This window comes from Pseudomonas maumuensis (assembly GCF_019139675.1).
In the GTDB taxonomy this organism is placed as follows: Bacteria; Pseudomonadota; Gammaproteobacteria; order Pseudomonadales; family Pseudomonadaceae; genus Aquipseudomonas; species Aquipseudomonas maumuensis.
This window is the reverse complement of the sequence record NZ_CP077077.1, coordinates 1,346,692-1,371,951: the sequence shown is the minus strand read 5'-3', so window position 1 is coordinate 1,371,951 and position 25,260 is coordinate 1,346,692. Positions and strand designations below refer to the sequence as shown.

22 protein-coding genes are annotated in these 25,260 nt (G+C 64.1%); 12 read left to right on the top strand and 10 right to left on the bottom strand.

All coding sequences use genetic code 11. The annotated features are described in order from the left end of the window. Positions 1-112 precede the first annotated feature (112 nt). Positions 113-2,377, top strand: a complete 2,265-nt coding sequence (locus tag KSS90_RS06340) for a putative bifunctional diguanylate cyclase/phosphodiesterase (RefSeq protein ID WP_217868644.1) — start codon at positions 113-115, stop codon at positions 2,375-2,377. On the opposite strand, the gene KSS90_RS06335 is transcribed toward KSS90_RS06340, so the two are convergent. Next, positions 2,277-3,164, bottom strand: coding sequence for an NAD(P)-dependent oxidoreductase (locus tag KSS90_RS06335; protein WP_217868642.1), 888 nt, complete (start codon positions 3,162-3,164; stop codon positions 2,277-2,279). The genes KSS90_RS06340 and KSS90_RS06335 overlap by 101 nt on opposite strands. 295 nt (positions 3,165-3,459) lie before the next feature. On the opposite strand from KSS90_RS06335, the gene KSS90_RS06330 reads away from it, so the two are divergent. Next, entirely contained in the window at positions 3,460-5,541 is a 2,082-nt protein-coding gene (locus tag KSS90_RS06330) for a hypothetical protein (protein WP_437180083.1), read from the top strand. Between the two features lie 160 nt (positions 5,542-5,701). Here KSS90_RS06330 and KSS90_RS06325 read toward each other — a convergent pair whose 3' ends face one another. Then, positions 5,702-6,007, bottom strand: coding sequence for a DUF2288 domain-containing protein (locus KSS90_RS06325; RefSeq protein WP_046854488.1), 306 nt, complete (start codon positions 6,005-6,007; stop codon positions 5,702-5,704). Positions 6,008-6,366: 359 nt separating this feature from the next. On the opposite strand from KSS90_RS06325, the gene KSS90_RS06320 reads away from it, so the two are divergent. The 7 genes from KSS90_RS06320 (at position 6,367) to KSS90_RS06290 (ending at position 14,093) form a co-directional block, all read left to right on the top strand. Next, positions 6,367-7,482 (top strand): branched-chain amino acid ABC transporter substrate-binding protein, encoded by a 1,116-nt coding sequence (locus tag KSS90_RS06320; RefSeq protein ID WP_217868640.1) that lies wholly within the window; start codon positions 6,367-6,369, stop codon positions 7,480-7,482. 237 nt (positions 7,483-7,719) lie between these two features. Continuing rightward, positions 7,720-8,643 (top strand): high-affinity branched-chain amino acid ABC transporter permease LivH, encoded by a 924-nt coding sequence (gene livH / locus KSS90_RS06315; RefSeq protein WP_217868639.1) that lies wholly within the window; start codon positions 7,720-7,722, stop codon positions 8,641-8,643. Next, entirely contained in the window at positions 8,640-9,896 is a 1,257-nt protein-coding gene (locus KSS90_RS06310) for a high-affinity branched-chain amino acid ABC transporter permease LivM (protein WP_217868638.1), read from the top strand. The genes livH and KSS90_RS06310 overlap by 4 nt, the downstream gene beginning before the upstream one ends. Then, entirely contained in the window at positions 9,893-10,660 is a 768-nt protein-coding gene (livG, locus tag KSS90_RS06305; protein WP_023631159.1) for a high-affinity branched-chain amino acid ABC transporter ATP-binding protein LivG, read from the top strand. Before KSS90_RS06310 ends, livG begins: the two co-directional genes overlap by 4 nt. Then, positions 10,661-11,362, top strand: coding sequence for an ABC transporter ATP-binding protein (locus KSS90_RS06300; protein ID WP_023631160.1), 702 nt, complete (start codon positions 10,661-10,663; stop codon positions 11,360-11,362). A gap of 336 nt (positions 11,363-11,698) precedes the next feature. Then, the gene (locus KSS90_RS06295) at positions 11,699-12,376 is read left to right on the top strand and encodes a COG3650 family protein (protein WP_217868637.1); all 678 of its coding nucleotides are present in this window, start codon (positions 11,699-11,701) and stop codon (positions 12,374-12,376) included. A gap of 103 nt (positions 12,377-12,479) precedes the next feature. Further along, complete coding sequence (locus tag KSS90_RS06290; protein WP_217868636.1) at positions 12,480-14,093, top strand: NAD(P)/FAD-dependent oxidoreductase; 1,614 nt, start codon at positions 12,480-12,482, stop codon at positions 14,091-14,093. Between the two features lie 75 nt (positions 14,094-14,168). Here the strand turns inward: KSS90_RS06290 and KSS90_RS06285 are convergent, their stop codons facing one another. Continuing rightward, complete coding sequence (locus KSS90_RS06285) at positions 14,169-14,633, bottom strand: outer membrane lipoprotein (protein ID WP_023632818.1); 465 nt, start codon at positions 14,631-14,633, stop codon at positions 14,169-14,171. Between the two features lie 147 nt (positions 14,634-14,780). Here KSS90_RS06285 and KSS90_RS06280 point away from each other — a divergent pair, with 147 nt between their 5' ends. After that, positions 14,781-15,011, top strand: a complete 231-nt coding sequence (locus tag KSS90_RS06280; RefSeq protein ID WP_031316816.1) for a hypothetical protein — start codon at positions 14,781-14,783, stop codon at positions 15,009-15,011. Positions 15,012-15,041: 30 nt separating this feature from the next. Here the strand turns inward: KSS90_RS06280 and pdxH are convergent, their stop codons facing one another. The 5 genes from pdxH to dinG form a co-directional block, all read right to left on the bottom strand. Beyond that, positions 15,042-15,689: a pyridoxamine 5'-phosphate oxidase gene (pdxH, locus tag KSS90_RS06275; protein WP_217868635.1), complete on the bottom strand. Its 648-nt coding sequence runs from the start codon at positions 15,687-15,689 to the stop codon at positions 15,042-15,044. An 18-nt stretch (positions 15,690-15,707) separates the two neighbouring features. Beyond that, complete coding sequence (locus tag KSS90_RS06270; protein WP_217868633.1) at positions 15,708-16,685, bottom strand: OmpA family protein; 978 nt, start codon at positions 16,683-16,685, stop codon at positions 15,708-15,710. 99 nt (positions 16,686-16,784) lie between these two features. After that, entirely contained in the window at positions 16,785-17,930 is a 1,146-nt protein-coding gene (locus KSS90_RS06265; RefSeq protein WP_217868632.1) for a serine hydrolase domain-containing protein, read from the bottom strand. A gap of 97 nt (positions 17,931-18,027) precedes the next feature. Then, complete coding sequence (locus tag KSS90_RS06260; protein ID WP_217868631.1) at positions 18,028-20,244, bottom strand: beta-galactosidase; 2,217 nt, start codon at positions 20,242-20,244, stop codon at positions 18,028-18,030. 81 nt (positions 20,245-20,325) lie between these two features. Then, a complete protein-coding gene (gene dinG, locus KSS90_RS06255) occupies positions 20,326-22,470 on the bottom strand; it encodes an ATP-dependent DNA helicase DinG (protein WP_217868630.1) in 2,145 nt (714 codons plus the stop codon). A gap of 98 nt (positions 22,471-22,568) precedes the next feature. On the opposite strand from dinG, the gene KSS90_RS06250 reads away from it, so the two are divergent. Beyond that, positions 22,569-23,033: a CopD family protein gene (locus KSS90_RS06250; RefSeq protein ID WP_217868629.1), complete on the top strand. Its 465-nt coding sequence runs from the start codon at positions 22,569-22,571 to the stop codon at positions 23,031-23,033. A gap of 34 nt (positions 23,034-23,067) precedes the next feature. Here KSS90_RS06250 and KSS90_RS06245 read toward each other — a convergent pair whose 3' ends face one another. Then, entirely contained in the window at positions 23,068-23,850 is a 783-nt protein-coding gene (locus tag KSS90_RS06245) for a class I SAM-dependent methyltransferase (RefSeq protein WP_217868628.1), read from the bottom strand. A gap of 96 nt (positions 23,851-23,946) precedes the next feature. Between KSS90_RS06245 and KSS90_RS06240 the strand changes: the two genes are divergently transcribed. Then, entirely contained in the window at positions 23,947-24,567 is a 621-nt protein-coding gene (locus KSS90_RS06240) for an energy transducer TonB (protein WP_217868627.1), read from the top strand. A 3-nt stretch (positions 24,568-24,570) separates the two neighbouring features. Here KSS90_RS06240 and KSS90_RS06235 read toward each other — a convergent pair whose 3' ends face one another. Beyond that, positions 24,571-25,260 (bottom strand): extensin-like domain-containing protein, encoded by a 690-nt coding sequence (locus tag KSS90_RS06235; protein WP_217868626.1) that lies wholly within the window; start codon positions 25,258-25,260, stop codon positions 24,571-24,573.

The following is a 25,260-nucleotide window of genomic DNA, read 5'->3' as shown; positions in this document are numbered from 1 at the left end:
ATCAAATTGCCATTAATCAGGAAGGCTTAGGTACTCGTTCCTATACTCCAGCAGGAACAGTCTCCATCCGTGCTTTTTGGGGACGAGTGAAGACTCGACGAAGAGGCCTGCAATGGAGTGGCTGGGACTGCAATTGTTCGCCGAGCTGCCGGCGACCGGACAGATCATCCTCGACTGCCGACACAACCCCTTCCTGGTGCTGCTCGCGTTCATCGTGGCCAGCGCCGCCTGTTTCGCCACCCTGGACATGAGCGAACGCCAGAGCCAATGCGAAGACCGCTTCGCCCGCCGTCAATGGCGTGTGCTCGGTGCCTGCTGCCTCGCTGGGGGCATCTGGGCCATGCACTTCATCAGCATGCTGGCCTTCCAGGCCCCCCTGGAAATCCACTTCGACGCCCCGCTCACCGGCCTGTCGCTGCTGGTCGCCCTGCTTGCCGCCTGGCTGGCGATGAACAGTCTCAACCGCAGCGTAATGCGCCTGCGCCACTACCTGCAGACCGCGCTGTTCATCGGCCTGGGCATCAGTGTCATGCATTACACAGGCATGGCCGCCATGCAGACCAGCGCCCTGCAGTACTACCAGACCGGCCTGCTGCTCGCCTCTGTCGGCATCGCCGTGCTCACCAGCCTGGTGGCGCTGCTGATGGCGCGCTATTTCAACAAGGGCAGCGGCACCTTGCACTTGCTGCTCAAGTACGGCGCCAGCCTGCTGATGGCCGCAGGTATCGTCCTGACCCATTTCACCGGCATGGCCGCCATGACCCTGGTGATCCCCAGCGAGACCGCGCTGCGCCTGCCCTCGGCCGACAATAGCCTGCAACTGGCGCTGACCATTGCCGTCATCACCCTGCTGATCAGCGCTGGCAGCATCAGCGCGGCGCTGGCCGACAAGAAGCTGCAGAGCAAGGAGCACGACCTGCGCCGGGTCAACGTACTGCTCAGCCAGCTCGACCAGGCCCGCGCCTCGCTGCAGCAAGCCGCCCACTACGACGCCCTGACCAACCTGGTCAACCGCCGCGGCTTCAACCAGGTCTTCGCCGAGCGCCTGGCCGAGCAGGCCGCCCATGACGGCATGCTGGCGGTGATGTTCCTCGACATCGACCACTTCAAGCGGATCAACGACAGCCTCGGGCATGCCGCCGGCGACGAACTGCTCAAGGTGATCGCCGACCACATCAAGGCCGCCACCCGTGGCCATGACCTGGTGGCCCGCTTCGGTGGCGACGAGTTCTGCATCGTCACCAGCCTCAACAGCCGCGACGAGGCGCGCCATCTGGCCCAGCGCATCATGCAGCGCATGAAGGAGCCGATCGACCTGGCGGGCCGGCGCATGGTGATGACCACCAGCATCGGCATCAGCATCTTCCCCGACGACGGGCAAAGCACCGAGGAACTGCTGAAGAACGCCGACCTGGCGCTCTACCAATCCAAGGGGTGCGGGCGCAACAGCCTGAACTTCTTCAACAACGGCCTGAAGACCCGGGCCACCCTCGAGCTGCAGCTCGAGGAGGAACTGCGCGTGGCACTGTTCGAGGAGCGCGGCCTGTGCGTGCATTACCAGCCGATCTTCGACCTGCGCAGCGGCCAGGTGGCCAAACTCGAAGCCCTGGTACGCTGGCAACATCCACAGCATGGCCTGCTCAGTCCCGACCGTTTCATCTGTATTGCCGAAGCCAACGGCTTGATCGCCGAATTGGACCTGTGGGTACTGCGCCGCGCCTGCGAGGATCTGGCCCAACTCAACCGCCATGGCTATGGCGATCTCAAGGTCACGGTGAACTGCTCGGCGCTCACCCTTGGCCGCGAAGAGCTGGCCACCGAGGTGGAGATGGCGCTGTTCCAGGCCGGCCTGGCACCACGTCAGCTGGAACTGGAGGTCACCGAGAACGCCCTGATGGGCGACATCCACCACACCATCAGCCTGCTCAAGCGCATCCGTGCCCAGGGCGTAGCGCTGTCGATCGATGATTTCGGCACCGGCTATTCATCGCTGGCCTACCTCAAGCGCCTGCCGCTGGACGTGCTGAAGATCGACCGCTCGTTCATCCAGGACGTGCCGGGCAGCCAGAAAGACCGCGAGATCGTCCAGGCAATCATCATCATGGCCCATACCCTGCACCTGAAAGTGGTCACCGAAGGCGTCGAGACGGTCGAGCAGCACGAGTTCCTCGCCAGTCACGGCTGCGACTATCTTCAGGGCTACCTGCTCAGCCGGCCGGTGCCGCTGGCCGAGCTGCGGCCGATCCTCGAACGGCTCGACCGCCAGCCGGGCGAGCTCAGTCCTTGCTGCGATACAGCGCTACCAGGGTCGCCGGATCTTTTTCCAGATAGCCCTGGCTACCGTGCAGGCGCATCAGCTGCGCGGCGAGGCCACTGAGCGGCGTCGCCGAACCCTGCTCGCGGGAGAATTTCACCGCGGTGTCGAGGTCCTTGAGCAAGGTGCGCACATGCCACTTGACCGGCTCGAAGCGGCTTTCGGCCATTTGCGGGGCAAGGATCTGCAAGGGTTTCGAGTCGGCAAACCCGCCGGCCAGCGCCTCGGCGATCAGCTGCGCATCGACCCCTGACTGCTCGGCCAGCGCCACCACCTCGGCGATCACCAACGCATTGCAGGCCACGATCATCTGGTTGCACGCCTTGGTCACCTGGCCGGCACCCAACGCGCCCATATGCGTCACCCGCTGCCCAAGGGTCAGCAGCACCGACCGCGCGCGCGCCAGGTCGCTGGCCTCGCCACCGACCATGATCGCCAAGGTACCGGCCTCGGCCCCAGGCGTGCCGCCGGACACCGGGGCGTCGAGCCAGGCCATGCCGCACACGGCGGCCAACTCGGCGGCCATCTCCCGGGTAGCGGTCGGTTCGAGGCTGGAGAAGTCCACCAGCAGTTGACCGCTGCGCCCGCCCTGGGCGATGCCCTGCTCGCCGAATACCACCTCGCGTACCACCGCCGTGTCGGCCAGGCACAGCAGCACCATGTCAGTTGCCTGGCACAGTTCGGCGGGGCTCGCGGCCAGGCGCGCACCAGCGGCGACCAGCTCGGCACACTTTTCCGGGCTGCGGTTCCACACGGTCAATGGATACCCCGCAGCCAGCAGCCGACGGCACATCGGCAGGCCCATCAGGCCGATTCCGGCAAACCCCAACGAAGGCAATGAAGCACTCATGAACGACTCCAGATTAAAGAAGCGTGACAAACGGACGATGCAATGAAGGTACGAGGGGAAAAACCTTAATGGAACTAGGGAAAACCCCTATCGCATTAGAAAAAGACGCACTGATAAAGTCGCGAAATTTCTCCGTGATGGCGAGATGATATTCATCACCGGGAAGCCAACCACACCAGGCAAATGGCGCACTATGACCTCTACGAACACTCCTGCCAATGCGGCCTCCGAGCCGTCCCTCAGCCTCACCTCGCTGACCGCCAGCAGTGCTCGAGACCTCCCTGCGGCCCGCAGCATGCCGGCGCAACAGTACCTGTACTTCACCGAGCAGGACATCCAGCGCATCCTCGACAACCTCGACGGCCTGCGCGACCTGGTGTTCCCGCCCAACCTGCATGTCGAAGACGAAGACCAACTACGCCTGGAGCAGCAGTTCCCGTCGGTGTGCCTGATCGGCCTGGGTCGTTGCGGTTCGAACATCGCCCTGGACGTGGCGGAGCTTGTATACAACGCCCGCACCTTCTTCCTCAACGAGTACAACAACGAGGACCGCTTCAAGGGCGAGGCAGGCTACAGCCCGGCACGCTGGATCCGCCAGAACCTGCGCCTGGTACAGAACAAGGCGTCCAAGCCGGTGTTCCTGGTCGAGCCGCTGGTGATGCTGGGCGACCTGGACAAGGACATCGCCGGGCGCATCCGCTTCTCGCGCAAGGGCGAGCGCGGCGGCTTCCTGCGCGACTACAGCAAGATGAAGATCATGGACCTGTCCGAGGTGCATGCCGGTGGCGCCGGCAACGCGCCGATCCTCGGCCAGTACCTGGCCAAGATCATCCTCAACAAGGACACCCAGCGCTTCTCCAGCGCCGACTGGAAGCTGATCCACTCGTACCTGATCGACTCCTGCGGCATCAAGGCCAACCAGTCGCGCCTGTACTTCTACATCTTCAGCGCCGGTGGCGGCACCGGCTCGGGCATGGCCTCGGAATTCGGCCTGGCCCAGCAGTACTCGTACATGAACAAGACCTTCGATACCAAGCCGGCCGACGAGAACGACGGCAAGAGCGGGCATTCGTTCGTGTTCGAGCCGATCTTCACCAGCGGCATCTGCGTGCTGCCCAATGCGTCCGACCACCGCAGCGAAATGTCCGAGGCGCTGCACATCAACGCCGGGCGACTGCTGTGCAAATACCTGTCGGAGGAATGGGACTTCTCGTACAACTTCGACAATGAAGACAGCAGCGAAGCCAGCGTCATGGGCCGCATCCGCCCGTGGAACGCAATGATGCTGATCTCCAACGACATCATGCGCTACGCCGAGGAGAGCGACGACGGCACGATTCAGAACATCGACGTCAACGCCATGGAGAAGCACGCCAACCAGTACATCTCCCAGCAGATCTTCAACATCCTCACCGCCCAGGCGGTGACCACCGACTACGACCAGAACTACTTCCGCCGCGCCGGCATCGACATCGGCGAGACCATCCGCCTGGACGCCAACGACCTGTTCATGAGCCTGGCCGGCCCCGTGGCCATCGCCTATGCCGAGTCGGTGGTGCCGGAAGTGCCGCCGGCAGGCTCGGACAAGTTCAAGGTGTTCGAGCGTGAGCAGCCGCGCCTGGACATCGACGACCTGTTCTTCCGCTCCATCGACCTGCCGCACTTCAACAAGCAGACCCAGGCCATCGAAGGCATCAGCCTGCTGCCGATCGAGTCGCGCCGCTACCGCGCCGCGTTGGAGCAGTACCAGGCCTCGGGCTACGACGCCGCGGCGCTGCACGACCTGCACTTCTTCAAGAACTGTTCGTCGGTGGTGTCGATCGTCTCCCTGCCCAAGGACTACAAGCTGTCGTACATGGACCTGAACCGGCTCAAGACCCACCTCAACAGCCTGTTCCCCAACACCACGCTCAAGCGATATGCGCTGGTGATCGGCGCCTCGGCCAACCTGTCGCTGACCACCCTGATCGCCAAGAGCCCATGCCTGTCGGACGATTTCCTCACGCTGATCGTGGCGTTCATCAAGCGTTGCTTCGCGCGCAACCCGTACCGCTTCGACGACACCATGGACAATGCGATCCTCGAGTTCATCACCAGCGAGCACTTCGATGAAGACAGCATCGACGACCTGCTCAACGAGTTCGAGAACCCGGCGAAGATCCTCGACACCAACTGGTACGCGATCAAGCCGATGTACGAGAAGAAGTACCGCGAGCTGATCAACGACAAGAGCCGCTTCGTCTCGATCAACGACATCCGCCTGTCGCGCGAGTGCGTGAAGAAGGCGGTGAAGTACCTACGCGAGATCTTCCGCCACCGCATTGGCAAGACCCGGGTGATTTCGCTGAACAGCCATACCGGGCGCGTGGACTACTGATCCAATTGGGGCCGCAAAGCGGCCCCATTTACGCATGCCGTAAACTGTTACCGCCCCGCCGAATCACCCCGCCACTGTTACCAACTTCCACCTTACGTGAGCGTCAATGCGCACCATTGCGGAGCGCTTGCGCGTTTTCACGCACTAAAAAAGCCCGTGCTTATTCCGCTTTCTTCGCCTGGATCACGATGAACGGCGAAACCACCACCGCCCAGATCTCTGGATCGCGGGTTTGCAGGTCGAGCGCCTGCTCGGCGGAGACCGGCCCGACAGTGCCATCATTGCGCCACTTGGCGAAGATCTCGCCGCGATTCTCGGCCATCGCCTCGGCAACGGCGATCAGGTCGAGGCTGGGGTCGACCCAAATCAGGTCACCCTTGGCCCAGAAACGCTCCAGGGCTTTCCACTCGATGACGGCGGTCTCGCCGAGCAGTTTGGCATAGAGGGTGCTTACTTGATCAGTCATGGGTTTACCTGCGCAAAGATCGGCCAACAAAAAGGCCGGCATTTTTGCAGAAAAACCCGGTTTCAAATACGTAATTTGGTCGATCAGGCCCGAACTTGTGGGGGCGGGCCGGGAATACAGGCAAAGTGATGGCGCTTTTCTGTATCTTTATGTCGATCAAGCGACACCCCTTGAAACAGACGCTTTTCGCCCGCTTTTCAAGCGCTCGGACGGCGCTCTACACTGTACCGGTACAGTTCCGGGACATGTTCCGGGGGAAGGTGGGCTTACGGCATTGGCGTAGCCAGGCCGCGAATCCCGCCCGGTCTGTAGCCCTGGCCTCAGGACTATAAGAATTACAACAGAATGAGTGGAGCACTATGATCAAGATTTCCAAGCTGTTTGCCGCGATGGTTCTGGCCGGAGTCGCCAGCCATTCGTTTGCCGCCGACACCATCAAGATTGGCATCGCCGGTCCCAAGACCGGGCCGGTGACCCAGTACGGCGACATGCAGTTCGTCGGCGCCAAACAGGCCATCAAGGACATCAATGCCAAGGGCGGCGTCGATGGCAAGATGCTCGAAGCCAAGGAATACGACGACGCGTGCGACCCTAAACAAGCCGTGGCCGTCGCCAACAAAGTGGTCAACGATGGCGTCAAGTACGTGATCGGCCACCTGTGCTCCAGCTCCACCCAGCCTGCGTCCGACATCTACGAAGACGAAGGCGTGATCATGATCACCCCTGCCGCCACTTCCCCGGACATCACCAGCCGTGGCTACAAGATGGTCTTCCGCACCATCGGCCTGGACAGCGCCCAGGGCCCAGCCGCCGGCAACTACATCGCCGACCACGTCAAGCCGAAGGTCGTCGCGGTCCTGCACGACAAGCAGCAGTACGGCGAAGGCATCGCTACCGCGGTCAAGACCACCCTCGAGAAGAAAGGCACCAAGGTGGCCGTCTTCGAGGGCCTGAACGCCGGTGACAAGGACTTCTCCTCGATCATCCAGAAACTCAAGCAGAACAATGTCGACTTCGTCTACTACGGCGGCTACCACCCAGAACTGGGTCTGATCCTGCGCCAGGCGCAAGAGAAGGGCCTGAAAGCCAAGTTCATGGGTCCGGAAGGCGTGGGTAACGACTCTATCTCGCAGATCGCCCAGGGCGCCTCCGAAGGCCTGCTGGTCACCCTGCCGAAGTCGTTCGACGCCGACCCTGCGAACAAGGCCATCGTCGACGCCATCAAGGCCGACGGCAAGGATCCGAGCGGTCCGTTCGTGTTCCCGGCCTACTCGGCTGTCCAGCTGATCGCCGAAGGCATCAAGGCCGCCAAGTCCGAAGACACCGACAAGGTGGCTGCCGCCATCCACGCCGGTACCTTCAAGACCCCGACCGGCGACCTGTCCTACGATGAGAAAGGCGACCTGAAGGACTTCAAGTTCGTGGTCTACGAATGGCACTTCGGCAAGCCGAAGACCGAAGCCTCCCCTCAGTAACTGCGTGACTAATAGCTGACCGAGAAGCCCACTGTGCGAGCAGTGGGCTTTGTTTTACGAGGTTCATGAACCTGATTCCCGTGATCCGGGAGCCGGTTCACCTGAAAATCTTAAAACCGTCACCCGCGGTTTCCTGGCCGTGCCCGCAAAAAGATCACGTGGCGAAGACCACGAGAACAAGGGGCCGGGGTCATCCCCCGCCAGAGAAATGCAAATCAGGTTTTTAGGAGCGCTGTAATGCCTGAGATCTACCATTTCCTACAACAACTGGTTAACGGATTGACCATCGGCAGTACCTACGCGCTGATCGCCATCGGTTACACGATGGTGTACGGCATCATCGGCATGATCAACTTCGCCCACGGCGAGGTGTACATGATCGGTTCCTACGTGGCCTTCATCGCTCTCGCCGGGCTGGCCATGATGGGCATCCACTCATTGCCGATCCTGATGACCGTGGCCTTCGTCGCCACGATCTTCGTCACCAGTGCCTACGGCTACAGCATCGAACGGGTCGCCTACCGGCCGCTGCGCAACAGCAACCGGCTGATCCCGCTGATCTCCGCCATCGGCATGTCGATCTTCCTGCAGAACACCGTCCTGCTGTCACAGGACTCCAAAGACAAGTCCATCCCCAACCTGATCCCCGGCAGCTTCTCGTTCGGCCCGGGGGGCGCTGAGGAAGTGCTGGTCTCGTACATGCAGATCCTGGTGTTCGTGGTGACCGTCGTCGCCATGACCTGCCTCACCCTGTTCATCTCCCGTTCCCGCCTGGGGCGCGCCTGCCGCGCCTGCGCCGAGGACATCAAGATGGCCAACCTGCTGGGCATCAACACCAACAACATCATCGCCCTGACCTTCGTCATCGGTGCCGCGCTGGCGGCGGTGGCGGCCGTGCTGCTGAGCATGCAGTACGGGGTGATCAACCCCAACGCCGGTTTCCTGGTGGGCCTGAAGGCCTTCACCGCGGCGGTACTGGGCGGCATCGGCAGCATCCCGGGCGCCATGCTCGGCGGGCTGGTGCTGGGCGTGGCCGAAGCGTTCGGCGCCGACATTTTCGGCGACCAGTACAAGGATGTGGTGGCATTCGGTCTTTTGGTTCTTGTCCTGCTGTTCCGGCCGACCGGCATCCTGGGCCGCCCGGAGGTTGAAAAAGTATGAACAGAAATCTCAAACAGGCGTTCTTCAGCGCCTTGCTGGTCTGGGCCGTGGCGTTCCCGGTGCTGGGCCTGAAACTCAGCATCGATGGCATCAGCCTGATCGTTCACAGTCAGGGCTCGTTCACCATCAGCATCATCGCCGTGTGCTCGGTGCTGATGTTCCTGCGCGTGCTGTTCGACAAGCAGTGGAGCGCGGTCATGGGCCGCCGCTCGGAGCGCAAGCTGGTGCCGCCGGCGGTGAGCAACTTCCTGACCCTGCCGAAGACCCAGCGCTGGGTGATCATGGGCCTGATCGTCGCCGCTCTGATCTGGCCGTTCTTCGGCTCCCGCGGCGCGGTCGACATCGCCACGCTGATCCTGATCTACGTGTTGCTGGGCCTGGGCCTGAACATCGTGGTCGGACTTGCGGGCCTGCTCGACCTGGGTTACGTCGGTTTCTACGCGGTCGGCGCCTACAGCTACGCGATGCTCTCGCACTACCTGGGCTGGAGCTTCTGGGTGTGCCTGCCGATCGCCGGCCTGATGGCCGCGACCTTCGGCTTCCTGCTCGGCTTCCCGGTGCTGCGCCTGCGCGGTGACTACCTGGCGATCGTGACCCTGGGCTTCGGCGAGATCATCCGCCTGTTCCTGCGTAACCTCACCGACTGGACAGGCGGCCCCAACGGCATCAGCAACATCCCCAAGCCGGAGTTCTTCGGCCTGACCTTCGAGCGCCGCGCCGCCGAGGGGATGCAGACCTTCCACGAGTTCTTCGGGCTGGAATACAACTCGATCAACAAGGTCATCTTCCTCTACCTGGTCGCCCTGCTGCTGGCCCTGCTGGCGCTGTTCGTGATCAACCGCCTGCTGCGCATGCCGATCGGCCGTGCCTGGGAAGCGCTGCGTGAAGACGAGATCGCCTGCCGCGCGCTGGGCCTGAACCCCACCGTGATCAAGCTCTCGGCGTTCACCCTGGGGGCCTGCTTCGCCGGTTTCGCCGGCAGCTTCTTCGCCGCCCGCCAGGGCCTGGTGACACCGGAGTCGTTCACCTTCATCGAGTCGGCGATCATCCTCGCCATCGTCGTGCTGGGGGGCATGGGTTCGCAGCTGGGCGTGATTCTCGCGGCCATCGTGATGATCCTGCTGCCGGAGATGATGCGTGAGTTCAGCGAATACCGGATGCTGATGTTCGGTGCGCTGATGGTGTTGATGATGATCTGGCGTCCGCAGGGCCTGCTGCCCATGCAACGTCCGCACATGGAGCTGCCTCGATGAGCCGCGAAATTCTGCAAGTCAGCGGCCTGAGCATGCGCTTTGGCGGCTTGTTGGCGGTCAACGGCGTGGCCCTGACCGTCAAGGAAAAACAGGTGGTGGCACTGATCGGCCCGAACGGCGCCGGCAAGACCACCGTGTTCAACTGCCTGACCGGCTTCTACAAGCCCAGCGGCGGCACCATCCTGCTCGACGGCCAGCCGATCCAGGGCCTGGCCGGCCATCAGATCGCCCGCAAGGGCGTGGTGCGAACCTTCCAGAACGTGCGCCTGTTCAAGGAAATGACCGCGCTGGAAAACCTGTTGATCGCCCAGCACCGCCACCTCAACACCAACTTCTTCGCCGGCCTGTTCAAGACCCCGAGCTTCCGCCGCAGCGAGAAGGAGGCCATGGAGCGCGCCCAGTACTGGCTGGAGAAGGTCAACCTGACCGAGTTCGCCAACCGCACCGCCGGCACCCTGGCCTACGGCCAGCAACGGCGCCTGGAAATCGCCCGCTGCATGATGACCCAACCACGGATCATCATGCTCGACGAACCGGCCGCCGGCCTGAACCCCAAGGAGACCGAGGACCTCAAGGCCCTCATCGCCTACCTGCGCGAATCGCACAACGTGACCGTGCTGCTGATCGAGCACGACATGAAGCTGGTGATGAGCATTTCCGACCACATCGTGGTGATCAACCAGGGCACGCCCCTGGCCGACGGCACGCCGGAAGAGATTCGCGGCAACCCTGATGTGATCAAGGCCTACCTGGGGGAGGCGTAAATGCTGAAGTTCGAGAACGTTTCCACCTTCTACGGCAAGATCCAGGCGCTGCACAGCGTCAACGTCGAGATCAACCAGGGCGAGATCGTCACCTTGATCGGCGCCAACGGCGCCGGCAAGTCGACACTGCTGATGACCTTGTGCGGCTCGCCCCAGGCGAGCAGCGGCAGCATCAAGTACCTGGGCGAGGAACTGGTCGGCCAGCCGTCGTCGCACATCATGCGCAAGAGCATCGCGGTAGTGCCGGAAGGCCGCCGCGTGTTCGCCCGGCTGACCGTCGAGGAAAACCTGGCCATGGGCGGCTTCTTCACCAACAAGGGCGACTACCAGGAGCAGTTGGACAAGGTCCTGCAACTGTTCCCGCGCCTGAAGGAGCGTTACATCCAGCGTGGCGGCACCATGTCCGGTGGCGAGCAGCAGATGCTGGCCATCGGCCGGGCACTGATGAGCAAGCCCAAGCTGCTGTTGCTCGACGAACCATCGCTGGGCCTGGCGCCGATCATCATCCAGCAGATCTTCGACATCATCGAACAGCTGCGCCGCGATGGCGTGACCGTGTTCCTGGTGGAGCAGAACGCCAACCAGGCGCTGAAGATCGCCGACCGCGCCTATGTGCTGGAGAACGGCAAGGTGGTGATGCAGGGTACCGGTGAAGCGTTGCTGACCGACCCGAAGGTACGCGATGCGTACCTCGGGGGTTGAATGATCAAAGGGCCTTCGGGTAATACTTGTCAGTTAGCGTAACTGGGGCTGCTATGCAGCCCATCGCCGGCAAGCCGGCTCCCACAATTGCTGTGCAGGACTCAAGAATTGCGCGATCACTGTGGGAGCCGGCTTGCCGGCGATGGGTCGCAAAGCGGCCCCTAACGCTTAACTGACTGGCATTAGGCCTTCGGGCCCTTTTTTCTTGCGCTTGGAACTCATCGCGGGGCAAGCCCGCTCCCACGCCGCCCCGCGATAAGGTCACGCCCCTTGTCGTCATGCGGCAGGCTCGGTAACGTGACCGGCACTTTTTGCCCGAACACCGGAGCCCGCCTGATGCGCCTCACCCCTTCCCTGCTGCTCACCGCCCTGCTGCCGCTGTTCGCAGGCTGCCAGATGCTGGCCGAAAAACCGGTCGACCCGAACCTGGGTACCACCCGTCTGCAAGGCGAACTGAGCGCGGCCGGCGGCCATCTGCTGTTCAAACCCTGCAACGAAAGCCGCCGCTTCATCGTCAACGACGCAGCCGGCACCGGCATCCTGCAAGAGGCCGCCACCCTGGCCGACGACGCCGGTGACAAGCTGTTCGCCGATGTCCGCGCGCGTATGTCCGGCAGCAAGCAGGCAGGCAGCGACGGACAGCTCGACGTGACCCGCCTGTACCGCCTCGACACCTCCGAATACCGTGGCTGCGAAGACCCCAACTTCAAGCAATTGACTCTGCGCGCCGGCGGCCACGAGCCGGACTGGGACATCAAGGCCAGCGGCAAGGGCATGGTGCTCAACCGCATCGGCCAGGATCCGCTGCCATTGCCTTACCTGGAAGAAGCGCTGCCCGGCGGCGGCCTGAGCCTGTCCAGCGAGGCCAACGGCCAGCGTGTCGAACTGTGGGTCGCGCCACAGCGCTGCGTCGACGGCGCCACCGGCGCCATCCGCCACCTCAAAGCCGAGCTGCGCATCGACGGCAAGACCCTGCAGGGCTGCGCCTACTACGGCGGCGCCCGCGACCTCTGATCACCGGGTGCTTTTATCCTGCCAGTCGGGGCGGCTAACAGCTTATACTTGGCGGTTTGTGTAACGCCGCCGGCCGCCCATGGCCGGGATACTGGACCCTGCCATGCTACGAATCACCGAACTGAAGCTGCCCCTGGACCACTCCGACGACGAGTTGCGCGCCGCCATCGTCCAGCGCCTGGGCATCAGCGATGAGCAACTGCTCGGCTTCACCCTGTTCAAGCGCAGCTACGATGCGCGCAAGAAGAACAGCGAGCTGCTGTTCATCTACACCATCGACCTTGAAACCAGCAACGAAGACGAGCTGCTGCGCCGCTTCGAAGGCGACAGCAAGGTCGGCGTGGCCCCGGACGTCAGCTACAAGTTCGTCGGCCAGGCCCCGGCCGAGCTGCCTGCGCGCCCCATCGTGGTCGGCTTCGGCCCCTGCGGTATTTTCGCCGGCCTGCTGCTGGCGCAGATGGGTTTCAAGCCGATCGTGCTCGAGCGCGGTAAAGAGGTGCGCCAGCGTACCAAGGACACCTGGGGCCTGTGGCGCAAGAGCGTGCTCAACCCCGAATCCAACGTACAGTTCGGCGAAGGCGGCGCCGGGACCTTCTCCGACGGCAAGCTGTACAGCCAGATCAAGGACCCTAACCACCACGGTCGCAAGGTGCTGGAAGAGTTCGTCAAGGCCGGTGCGCCCGACGAGATCCTCTACATCAACAAACCGCACATCGGCACCTTCCGCCTGACCAGCATGGTCGAGAAGATGCGCGAGGAAATCATCACCCTGGGCGGTGAGGTACGCTTCGAGCAGAAGGTCACCGACCTGCTGGTGGACGGCGAGCAGCTGACGGGCGTGGTACTGCAGAGCGGTGAACAGCTGCACTCGCGCCATGTGGTGCTGGCCCTGGGGCACAGCGCCCGCGATACCTTCCGCATGCTCCACGCCAAGGGTGTGTTCATGGAGGCCAAGCCGTTCTCGGTCGGATTCCGTATCGAGCACCCGCAGTCGCTGATCGACAAGGCGCGCCTGGGCAAGTACGCCGGCCACCCGAAACTCGGCGCCGCCGACTACAAGCTGGTGCACCACGCCAAGAACGGTCGTTCGGTCTACAGCTTCTGCATGTGCCCGGGCGGTACCGTGGTCGCCGCCACCAGCGAGCCTGGCCGCGTGGTCACCAATGGCATGAGCCAGTACTCGCGCAATGAGCGCAACGCCAACTCCGGCATCGTCGTCGGTATCGACCCCGAGCGCGACTACCCAGGTGGCCCGCTGGCCGGTATCGAACTGCAGGAGCGCCTGGAAGCCCATGCCTACGTGATGGGCGGCAGCAACTACCAGGCACCGGCGCAGTTGGTCGGTGACTTCGTCGCCGGGCGCCCGTCCACCGCGCTGGGCAGTGTCGAGCCGTCGTACAAACCGGGCGTGACCCTGGGCGACCTGGCACCGAGCCTGCCGGACTTCGCCATCGAGGCGATCCGTGAAGCGCTGCCGGCCTTCGACCGCCAGATCAAGGGCTACAACCTGCACGACGCGGTGCTGACCGGCATCGAAACCCGCACCTCGTCGCCACTGCGCATCACCCGTGACGCCAGCTTCCAGAGCCTCAACCTCAAGGGTCTGTTCCCGGCAGGTGAAGGCGCAGGCTACGCCGGTGGCATCCTGTCTGCCGGTGTCGACGGGATCCGCATCGCCGAAGCGGTGGCACGGGATATCCTCGGGCTGAACGACTAACCCGATCGCCTTTTGCAGGCAAAAAGAAACCCCGACACGGCCAAGCCGGTCGGGGTTTTCTTTTCAAGCGTGCTGTCAGTGAGTGACGCGGCTGGTGCCGTCGACAGTCATGATGCGAACACGCTCACCCACACGGAAGATCTCGTTCTGCTGCACTTGCTGCACGTAGGCGCGCATGCTGCCGTCGTCTTCACGCACGGTGATCTCGACACCCTGGGTGCGGGTCAGGCCTTCTTCGGCGGCGGATCCCGCAAGGCCACCGGCGACGGCACCGATTACCGCCGCGACGATGCTGCCACGGCCACCACCGACGGCACTGCCGGCGACACCACCGACAATGGCGCCAGCGCCACCACCGATTGGCGTCTTGGTGCCTTCGATCTTCACCGGACGCAGGGATTCGATGGTGCCCATGCGCACGGTCTGCACGCGGCGGGCCTCATCACGGGAGTAGCTGTCGCCGGTCAGCGACGATTGGCAGCCACCCAGCAGCAGCGACACGGTGGTGAAGCTGGCCAGCAGCAAAGCGGATTTACGCATGGGGACAATCTCCATAAGACAGGTGCTCATTAGACTCCGCGCCTTGACAAGTGTCACGGAGCAAACGTTACAAAAATGTTTTCATTCAGCTCAGGTACAGCCATTGCTGGCTGAGTTGCGGGCCTACAGGTGAGACCAAGGATAGCCATGGATTACTTCATCGTCGTCGTCGTGACGGTCGCCGGGCTGTATTTTCACGGGTGGCTGTATGTGCGCATGCGCCGCTGGATGGACCGGGACCTGGCGCTGTCACTGGCCGGGGAGGATCCGGCGAAGCAAGACTTCATGCTCAAGTTGCTGGAGCGGGCGCGGGTGGAGAAGGTGCGGCGCAAGGAGTTGGCGGCGTGGCTGGAACGGGAGGCGGCGGGGTATCGTTGATGATGGGGCCGCGTCGCGGCCCCATCCGTGTCAGGGCGCCAGGCGCTCGCGCGCCCACTGTCCATCGACCAGGCGGTAGTTCAGGCGGTCATGCAAGCGGCTCGCACGCCCCTGCCAGAACTCGATGCGCTCGGGCAACAAGCGGTAACCGCCCCAATGCTCCGGGCAATGCGGCTGGCTGTCGGAAAAGCGCGCCTCGGTGGCCTTGACCAGGCCTTCCAGCTCCTCGCGATCGGCGATCACCCGGCTCTGCGGCGACGCCCAGGCCCCCAGCCGGCTGCCCAGCGGGCGCACCTGGTAATAGTCGTCCGACTCCTTGGCCGTGACCTTCTCCACCCGCCCCTCGATCCGCACCTGGCGCTCCAGCGCCGGCCAGAAGAAGGTCATCGCTGCAAAAGGGTTGGCCGCGATGTGCTGACCCTTGGCGCTTTCGTAGTTGGTGAAGAAGGTGAAACCGCGTGCGTCCAGCGCCTTGAGCAGCAACACCCGGCAATGCGGACGCCCCTCGGCATCAACGGTGGCCAGGGTCATGGCGTTGGCTTCCACCGGTAGCTGCTCGGTCTTCACCGCATCGGCGAACCAGTGGTGGAACAGCGCGAACGGCTCCCCGGGAGCCTGGGCTTCGGCCAGGCCATCACGGGTATAGTCGCGGCGCATATCGGCCAGGGATTGGGTCATGCTGCGTTTCCTTGACGATCAGTTGGTCTTCGCAGGGCTGTTGGCGGCGACTTTCTTGTCGGTGGCGGCCTTCTTCGCGGCGGGTTTGGCCGGAGTGGCTTTCTTCTTGGCGGCGGTGCTGGCCTTGGCCGGCGCCTTGGCTTTGGCGGCAGGTTTCTTCGCAGCCGGCTTGGCGGCTGCCTTGGCTACAGGCTTGGCGGCCGGGGCCTTGGCGTCCTGGGTGGCAACCATGGCCGTAGGCGTGGGTGCCGGCGCGGCCTGCTGGTACTTGGCAATCAATGCAACCATGGTGTTCTGTGGGGTCAACAGCAGCTCGACACGGCGGTTCAGGGCACGGCCTTCGGCGCTGTCGTTGGCGGCACGCGGCATCACTGCGCCCATGCCCTTGAGCATCAGGCGGTCGCGCTGCAGGCCGCTGAGACGGAAGATCGCCGACACCGAAGCGGCGCGCTCGAGGCTGAGTTTCTGGTTGGCGGCCGTGGCGCCGCTGGTGTCGGCGTGGCCGAGGATCAGCACAGCGGTCTTGGTATCGGTCTCGATGACCTTGGCGACCTGGGTGATCGGGCCAAGGGTCGCGGGCAGCAGCATGTTCGGGCGATCAGGGTTGTAGGAGCTGTCGACCGGGATGGTCACCGCCAGCAAATCCTCGCGGCGCTCCAGCTCGAACTTGCTGCCCTTGATCGCTTCGCGGACCTTCGGCTCGTACTGGTCGAGCCAGGCCTGCGTGGCCTTGTGGTCGATCTTCGGCACCGCTGCGACCGTGTCCTTTTTCTCATCGCTGCCGAACGGCCACCACCAGCGGCTGCCGCTTTCGGACTTGGCGTCGGCCTTGGCCACGTTCTCGACGACGGCCTCCTTCACTTCCTTGTCAGCAACCTTGTCCGAACCAAATGGCCACCAGTTCAGGCCACCGTCCTTTGCGGCGTCCGGGGAGTGGCTGGCGCAACCGGTCATGGCCAGGCACAGGGCGAGTGCTAAGGTTTTATGTGAAGACATCAGCGATACACCATGAAATAGAAAGAAATTTTGCCCATACGCTTCAGGCGTTGGCATTGAGGATAGTCAAAGGGACCTGGCAATACCCGCGTTACCCGATCAAAGGCAACTGCCAAGTACCCGCACCAGTTTCTGCGCGCGGGGATCCATCAGCACGTAGGGGCCGAGGGTATTGGTGACGAAGCCGAAGGCCACGTCATGTTCGGGGTCGGCGAAACCGACCGAGCCACCGGCGCCGGGGTGACCGAAGGCACGTGCGCCAAGGCCGAAGGTGGCATTGGCCACGTCTGGCTGGTCAAGCATGCAACCCAGGCCGAAACGGGTCTGGGTGAGCAGGGTGCGGTCCTGGCCGAGGCTGTGCTCGCGGGTCAGCTCGTCGAGCAGTTCGGACTCGAGCAGGCTGCCATCGAGCAGGCCGGCATAGAAGCCCGCCAGGCTGCGGGCATTGCCATGGCCATTGGCCGCCGGCTGCTGCATGCGCCGCCATTCGGGCTTGTTGGTGCTGGTGAGGATCGCCGGCGGGTTGGTGAAGGCCCGGGTGGACAAGGCCTCGGGCTCGCGCATCGTCACCTGCAGCAGGCGCTGGGCGGCGGCATCGCCAGGGTTGCCCTTGCCGCGGGCGATATGCGCCACGCGGTGGAATTCTTCATCCGCCAGGCCGACATGGAAGTCCAGGCCCAGCGGCTTGGCGGTGCGGGCGACGATGGAGTCGCCCGGACCACGGCCATCGGCGCGGCGGATCAATTCGCCAATCAGCCAGCCGTAGGTGATCGCCGCATAACCGTGCTCGCTGCCGGGCGTCCACCAGGGCGCTTCAGCGGCGAGGGCATCGACCATGGCCTGCCAGTCATACAGGGCTTCGGCCGGCAGTAGCTCACGGATGGCCGGCAAGCCGGCGCGGTGGCTGAGCAGATGGCGCAGGGTGACCTGTTCCTTGCCGGCCTGGGCGAACTCCGGCCAGTAGCGCGCCACTGGCGCGTCGAGGGCGAGCTTGCCCTCGCCCACCAGTTGCAGGGCGGTGACGGCGGTAAAGGTCTTGGTGCAGGAAAACAGGTTGGCGATGGTGTCGCTGTGCCAGGCCTCGCGACCATCCTTGTCGGCACTGCCGGCCCACAGGTCGACCACGGTTTCTCCGCCGACCTGGATGCACAACGCGGCACCACGTTCCTGGGGATCCTCGAACAACGCGGCGAAAGCATCGCGCACCGCCTCGAACTTCAGCTCATAGTGACCCTGGATCTGCACCCGACTACCTCTCTTTACTGCCTGGCTTGCAAAGGGGTGCATTGTTTCAGTAGTTGGGCGATTTGCCTACTGAAGATGGCTGGGTGGTTATCCGGAACTACGGCTTTTCCAACGCTGTGCGCAGATGCCCAAGGACTTGCAGGTTGCTGCGGCGTACCGCCTCGATGAACCCCGCATAGGGCACATCGGTGACAGCGACCAGGCCAAGATGACCGTTCTCGCCATCGAGCAGGCGCCCGCTGGCGGGTTGATCGAGGTACTGGAACCAGTGCGCACCGACGATCATCGGCTGCGCCATGGCCGCCTTGAGGAAATTGGCATACGCCGGGCCACGGTCTTCCTCCCGGGCCACTTCCAGCGGCCCGGGCCAGAACGGGCCACGATCGCGCGAGCCGAACTGGAACTCCGAGACCAGCACGGGCTTGTCGAGCTCGGCCAGGCGGGCGAAATCGTAGCCGTCGTCAGGCTTCAAGGTATAGAAGTTGAAGCTCAGCACATCACAGAACTCGGCGCAGGCCTTCACCGCCTCGGGGGTGCTGACCGCGTAGCGGCCACCGAGCAGCAGATGGTTGGGCGCATGCCATTTCAGCGCATCGGAAATGGTCTTGAAGTAGGTTTCGGCAAATACCTGCTGGAAATACTGGTAGTCACGCTCGATTTCCGGATGCTCAGGATTGGGCAACGGCGCCTCGAAACCCGGGTCTTCCATCAGCTCCCAGGCGGTCAGCTCAATACCCCAGGCGTTCGACAGCCCCTGCTGGTTGCGGTACTTGTCGCGCAGTTGCTTGAGGAAAGCGCGCTTGGCCGGCACATCGGTGGTCAGGCGCAAGGTGCCGTAGGCCAGGCCATAACGTGCCTTGGGGTCGTCCCCCGGCGCGGCCCAGGCCAGTTCGTTGTCGGCGAAGTAACCGATCAGCCAAGGATCGTCACGGTGATCCCGGGCAGCAATGGCCACGGCACGCTCGGTGGCCATGGCGAAACGCGGGTCGAACGGGTCGGGCATGCGCCCCCACCAGTCCATGCCGGTGCTGATGCTGGCGTAGTCACCGACGATCGACAGCGGCAGGGTGTACGGCAGGCGCTTGGCTTGTCCGAGCGCCGCATCGCTCCAGTTGCCGAGGGTGTTGAAGCCCCAGGCCTGCAGGCGATCCAGGGTATGGGCCTGCCAGCGCTGGGCGTCCAGCACCGCCACCGGGCACGCCACCTCTCCCTGCGGGCAAGGCTTGCCATAGGTGCGCTGAAGATTGGCCGCGTAGAAGTCGAACCAGCGTCCCTGCTTGAAACCACGGCCTTGGGACGACGCATTGCCGTCATCGTTGTTGCCTTCGCCATAGAAGGCACTCAGGGTGTCGCCTTCACCCGGCAAGGCTTTGAACATGCCCTCACGGCCGGCGACATAGGTGCGTCCGCCATCGGCGGCGACGGCATTGACGCCGAGCGAATAGAACGGATGCCCTTGCGGCGTCACCAGGTACCAGCGCCCGTCACGTTTCTCGGTACGGAAGAAGCCCTTGGCTTCGAATGTCGGCCCCTCAAGCAAACCGCCATAGGTGTCCAGCTTGAGCTTGTCGCGCTCGGCCAGCCAGCCCTTGAGCTGTGCCTGTTCACGGTTGTCGGCAGCCTTGAGCTGCTCGTCGTTGACGATTTTTTCCGGCCAGCGGCCACGGGTCGATTGCCCATAGCCATCGATCAGCTCGGCGTAGGCGGCCTTGAACGCCTGATCGTCATCCTGCAGGCCGACCTTCTCGATCAACAGGCTCTGCGCCACCTTGGGGGCGGGGATGCTCAAGCTGACCGAGGTGACTTGGGCCAGGTCGGCTGCTCCTTCGCTGCTGGTCAGCAACAGGCGCTGGCCTTCGTAGGTCCACGGCATCGGCGGCCCGGCGCGCATGCCCTGGCTAAGTGGTGAACGGGCCTTGAGCGGAATCATCACGGTCTGCGCAGGCCCAGCCGGCAGGTCGATGCGGCTGGTGAGCGTGCGTCCATCGCTGCTTTGCACCACCACATCAACGGTCAGCGCCCAGTCCATGCCGCTCTGCAGGCGCAGGGTCAGCGCCTGGCCGGCAGACCAGTCCCACACCCCGCTCTGCGGCGCGAGGCGCAGTGTCGGCTGCGCCACCGGGTTGAACACCACGCGCCGCAACACCTCGCCTTCGGCTGTCTGTTCCGCGTTGTACTGCGGCATGCTGGCGTCCTGGGTGATGACATTCACCACCGAGGCCGGGCGCACGAAGCTGAACAGGGTCTGCTGCCCGGCCAGCAAGGGCGCACTGAACAACACGGAGAACACGACAGGCAAGGCGCGGCGGATCATGGGGCGGTGGCTCTCCTTCGGAGCCCGTCATGGGCTCGCAATCGAGTAATGGACAACGGGTTGTGCGTGTTGCTCCGGCAGTCAGCCGATTTCCCGTCGGAAAGGTGGCAGCGCGTTGAGAATAGCCTTGCCATAGCGTTGCGTGACCAGACGGCGGTCGAGCAAGGTGATCACGCCACGGTCCTGCTCGGTACGCAGCAGCCGGCCGCAGGCCTGGATGAGGCGCAGCGAGGCGTCGGGCACCGCGATCTCCATGAACGGATTGCCGCCACGGGCTTCGATCCATTCGGCCAGCGCGGCCTCGACCGGATCGTCCGGCACCGCGAAGGGGATCTTGGCGATCACCACATGCTCGCAATAGGCGCCCGGCAGGTCGACACCCTCGGCGAAGCTGGCCAGACCGAACAGCACGCTGTGCTGGCCGTCGTCGACCCGCGCCTTGTGCTTGTTCAGGGTTTCCTGCTTGGACAGGTTGCCTTGGATCAGCACCAGCTTGCGCCAGTCGCGGTCCAGGCCGTCGAACACGTCCTGCATCTGTTTGCGCGAGGAGAACAGCACCAGCGCGCCGCGGGCGTCCTCGACGATGGCTGGCAGCTCGCGGATGATCGCCGCGGTGTGCGCCGTGGCGTCGCGCGGATCGGCACCCAGGTCGGGCACCCGCAGCAGCCCGGCGTCACCATGCACGAACGGGCTGGGCACCACGCACTGCACCGCGTCGCGTGGCAAGCCCGAACGCATGCGGAAGCGGTCGAACTTGCCCAGCGCAGTGAGCGTCGCCGAGGTCACCAGGGCGCCATAGGCGACGTTCCACAAGCTCTTGCGCAGCATCTCGGCAGCGAGGATGGGGCTGGCGTTGACCTCGATATCGAACAGCGCGCCGCTTTCGGCCAGGGTCAGCCAACGGGCCATGGGCGGGTTGTCTTCGGGGTCTTCCGCGGTAAAGGCGGTCCACAGCTCCCAGTTGCCCTGGGCCCGGGTCACCAGGCTGCCGAACAGCGGGTACCACTCCTCGGCCTGGTGGCTGGCGATACCGATGTTGTTCTCGCCGTCCATGCCTTCCTTGAGCAGGTCGGCCAGGCGGGTGAACAGGTCGTTGAGGCGGGCGAAGCCTTTCTTGAGTTCGATGCCCACTTCACGGATCTGCTCCGGCACCACGCCACCTTCGAAGCGGTAACGCGGGCGGTCGCGACCTTCCATGTCCTCGCCGGTGCGGAAGTCCGCCACCTGCTCGCAGAGGGTGAACATGAACTGCTGCTGGGTACGCACCTCGCGAGCCAGCTCCGGCACCTGCTCGATGTACTTGCCGAGGTCGCCCGGCAATGGATGCTGGGCCAGCAGTTTGGTCAGGTTCTTGGCGGTCTGCTCCAGCCAGTCGGCGGTGGAGCGCAGCCGCGAGTAATGGGCGAAATGGCCGATGGCCTTGTCCGGCAGGTGGTGGCCTTCGTCGAACACGTACATGGTGTCGCGCGGGTCGGGCAGCACGGCGCCACCGCCGAGTGCCAGGTCGGCCAGGACCATGTCGTGGTTGGTGACGATCACGTCGACCTTGCCCATGCCTTCACGGGCCTTGTAGAACACGCACTGCTGGAAGTTGGGGCAGTGCCGACCGGTGCATTGGCTGTGATCGGTGGTCAGGCGCGCCCAGTCCTGATCCTCGATGGCCTCCGACCAACTGTCGCGATCGCCGTCCCAGCGGTTGCCGGCGAGCTTCTCGATCATGCTGTTGAACAGCTTCTGGCTGCGCTCGTCGACCTCGATGCGAAAGCCCTCCTCCTCGAACAGCTGGGCGGTGGCCGACTGGGCGTGGCCTTCCTGCAGCAGGACGTCGAGCTTGGACAGGCACAGGTAACGGCCACGGCCCTTGGCCAGGGCGAAGCTGAAGTTCAGCCCGCTGTTGCGCATCAGGTCGGGCAGGTCCTTGAAGACGATCTGCTCCTGCAGCGCCACGGTCGCGGTGGCGATCACCAGGCGCTTGCCAGCGGCCTTGGCGGCGGGGATCGCGGCCAGGCTGTAGGCGACGGTCTTGCCGGTACCGGTACCGGCCTCGACGGCAACCACCGCGGGCTCGCCGGCACGGCGGCCTTCATCGTCGCTGGCGATGTCGCCGAGCACCTTGGCCACTTCGGCGATCATCAGGCGCTGGCCGTAACGCGGCTTGAGGCTTTTGGCTTCGAGGAAACGCGAGTAGGCGCCCTGGATGGTGGCTTTGAGTTCGTTGCTGATCATGGTCTGCAGGCGCCCGGAGGGCTGGATATATTTTCAGTGTTTCGCATGGGCCGGCTATCATAACCCGCTATTGCCCTTTGTGCCGCATGGAGATCCGGATGCTTGCCTTTGCCCTGCCCTACACCTTGCATGTCCTGGCCGCCCTTGTCTGGGTCGGCGGGATGTTCTTCGCCTGGCTGGTGCTGCGGCCGGCCACGGTTGCAGCGCTGGAGGGGCCCGCGCGGCTGCGTTTGTGGGTGGAGGTTTTCCAGCGGTTCTTCAGATGGGTCTGGCTGGCGGTGGCGGTGCTGGCCATCACCGGGATCGGCATGGTTCACCTGCGCTTTGCCGGGTTCGAGACCGTGCCACGCTACGTGCAGGTGATGATTGGCGGCGGGATTGTCATGTTCGCATTGTTCATGCGGATTCAGGCGTTGTTGTTGCCTGAACTGCGTACGGCAGTGGAGGCAGGGGATTGGGCTGCTGGGGCCGGGGTGCTGGGGCGGATTCGGCGAATAGTGGGGGGCAACTTGTTGATTGGGTTGGTGGTGGTAGGGGTGGCGAGTTCGCGGGTTTGGGTTTGAGGCGACCGCGCAAACCCAACCCCCTCGAGTCACGTCACCCCTTCAAAGCCTTCTTGGGATAGATGTCGTACCGACTCGACTTCCCTTCCAGGCTATGACTCGGTTTCCCCCCCTCGATCATCGGCGCCTTGCGCGGCCGCTTGACCACCACCCGGTGGGTGGCCAGCGCCAGGGCGGCCTCGAGCAGGGCAGGCGCATCGAGGTCATCGCCGACCAGCGGCCTGAACACCCGCATCTCCTTCTTCACCAGCGCGCTCTTGTCACGATGCGGGAACATCGGATCGAGGTAGATCACCTGCGGCGCCTCCCCCTCCCACGCACGCATGCGCTCGATGGCATTGCCCGTCAACAGTTGCATACGCGCGACGATCGGGCCGATTTCGGCATCGCCCCGCGCCCGCGCCAAACCGTCCTCCAGCAGCGCGGCAATCAACGGCTGGCGCTCGATCAGGGTCATCTCGCAGCCCAGGCTGGCCAGCACGAACGCGTCCTTGCCCAGCCCCGCCGTGGCATCGAGCACCCGCGGCCGCACGCCTTGGGCGATGCCGACCGCCTTGGCGATCATCTGCCCGTTGCCACCGCCGTACAGCCTTCGATGCGCCGCCTGCCCCTCGACGAAATCCACCCGCACAGGCCCGGGCGCCTGCGGCCCCAGTTGCTGGATCTGCAAGCCCTCGGCGCCCAGTTGCACGGCAAACTCCGCCGCCTCGTCAACCAGCGGCAAGCCCAGTCGCTGCGCCCATGTCTCGGCCTGCGCCTGGAATTGCGCGGCCAACGCCTCGACCCTGATACCCGCCGCCTGTTGTTGCTCTAACATCGATTCGCACACTCGAAAAAAATTAATGTAACCCCGGCCAGAGCCGATACAGGCAATATCCCGCTATTCTGCCAGAGCACAACGCCCGCGACTGCCATGTCAGACACTCTTCCCATTGGCTTGACCTACTTGTCGCCCGTCGGCAACTACGGTCGACAGAATACCCAGGCACTGGGTGGCGTCAGCCACCTGTGGCAGGATTTCTTTGCCCGCGCCATGGCAGAGCAGCAGGAAGGGGAAGTCGACGGTTTCAGCCAGGCGCTGATGCAGTGCGACCAGGAGAGCGGCGAACCGATCGGCGGTGCCCGCGCCCTGGCCCTGATCGATGCCCAGCGCGCCCTGCCGGTTCACGACACCGAGGTGGCCCCACCCGAGCCGCTGTTCCTGCCCAAGGCGGAACTCGAGGCCAAACTGCTGCCCCCTGCCCCCGAGCCTTTCGACACCGTCGAGTTGATCGAGCAGCAACGCCAGCTCGATATCGACAACAGCTGGGTGCGTCCAGTTGTCATGAGCCAGGGCCACCCCATCGCCGAGCCCGGCCCTGGCCCAACGCCACGCCCGCTGTTCCTGCCCATCGCCGAGTTCGAGACCGGCCTGCTCGACCCTGCGCCCGAGCCCTTCGACGACAGCACGCTGGCCAAGCAGCAGAACGACCTGGAGTTCGATATCCACTGGGCGCGCCCGATAGTGTTGAACAACGTGCGCCTGCACGCCTGAACCTCAGCGGCAGATCTGCCAGAAGCCCATGTCCGCATGGAAGTGATTGTGGTGGGCGGCGTTGTAGTCCGGCCCCAGCACCGTGCTGAAACTTGCGCACGCCGCCTCCTGCACCTGGCGCAGGAAGTCCGCCTTGCGCCCATCTCCCTGCCAGTCCCGCGCCAACACGATGCGCTGGCCGTCCTGCAGGCGAAAACCACTGATGTCCAGGGCATTGGCGCTGGCATGCTGGCTGAGCCGCCCTTGCTTGCGATGGTAGACGTTGCGGCAGGCAAAGCTGCCCAGGTGATCGACCTGGGTCACTGGCTGGCCGAACACCCGCTGCGCCGCCGGTTGCAACCCATGCACCTCGAACAGCGCATAGGCCACGGCCAGCGGGCAGCTGGCGAGGAAGCTGCTGCTGAGCCGCGCCTGCCCGCCCTCGACGCGCCAGACGTTGCGCAACGGGCAGTTGGCCGTCGCCGGGCTGTCGCTTTGCTGCCGATAGCGCAATGACGACGTCTGCAAGGCCTCGCGGCACAGCTCGGGGTCGGCGCGCAGACGCGACAGCTTGTAGGGTGTCAGCAGGTTCGGCGGCTGCCGCACATCCAGCACCGCCCATGGGTTCCAGGCATCCGCCGGGCGCCAACCGAGCCACCAGGCAACAAGCACGGCCAGCAGCAGGCTGGCCAGTACGGTCAACGTTTTGCCCAT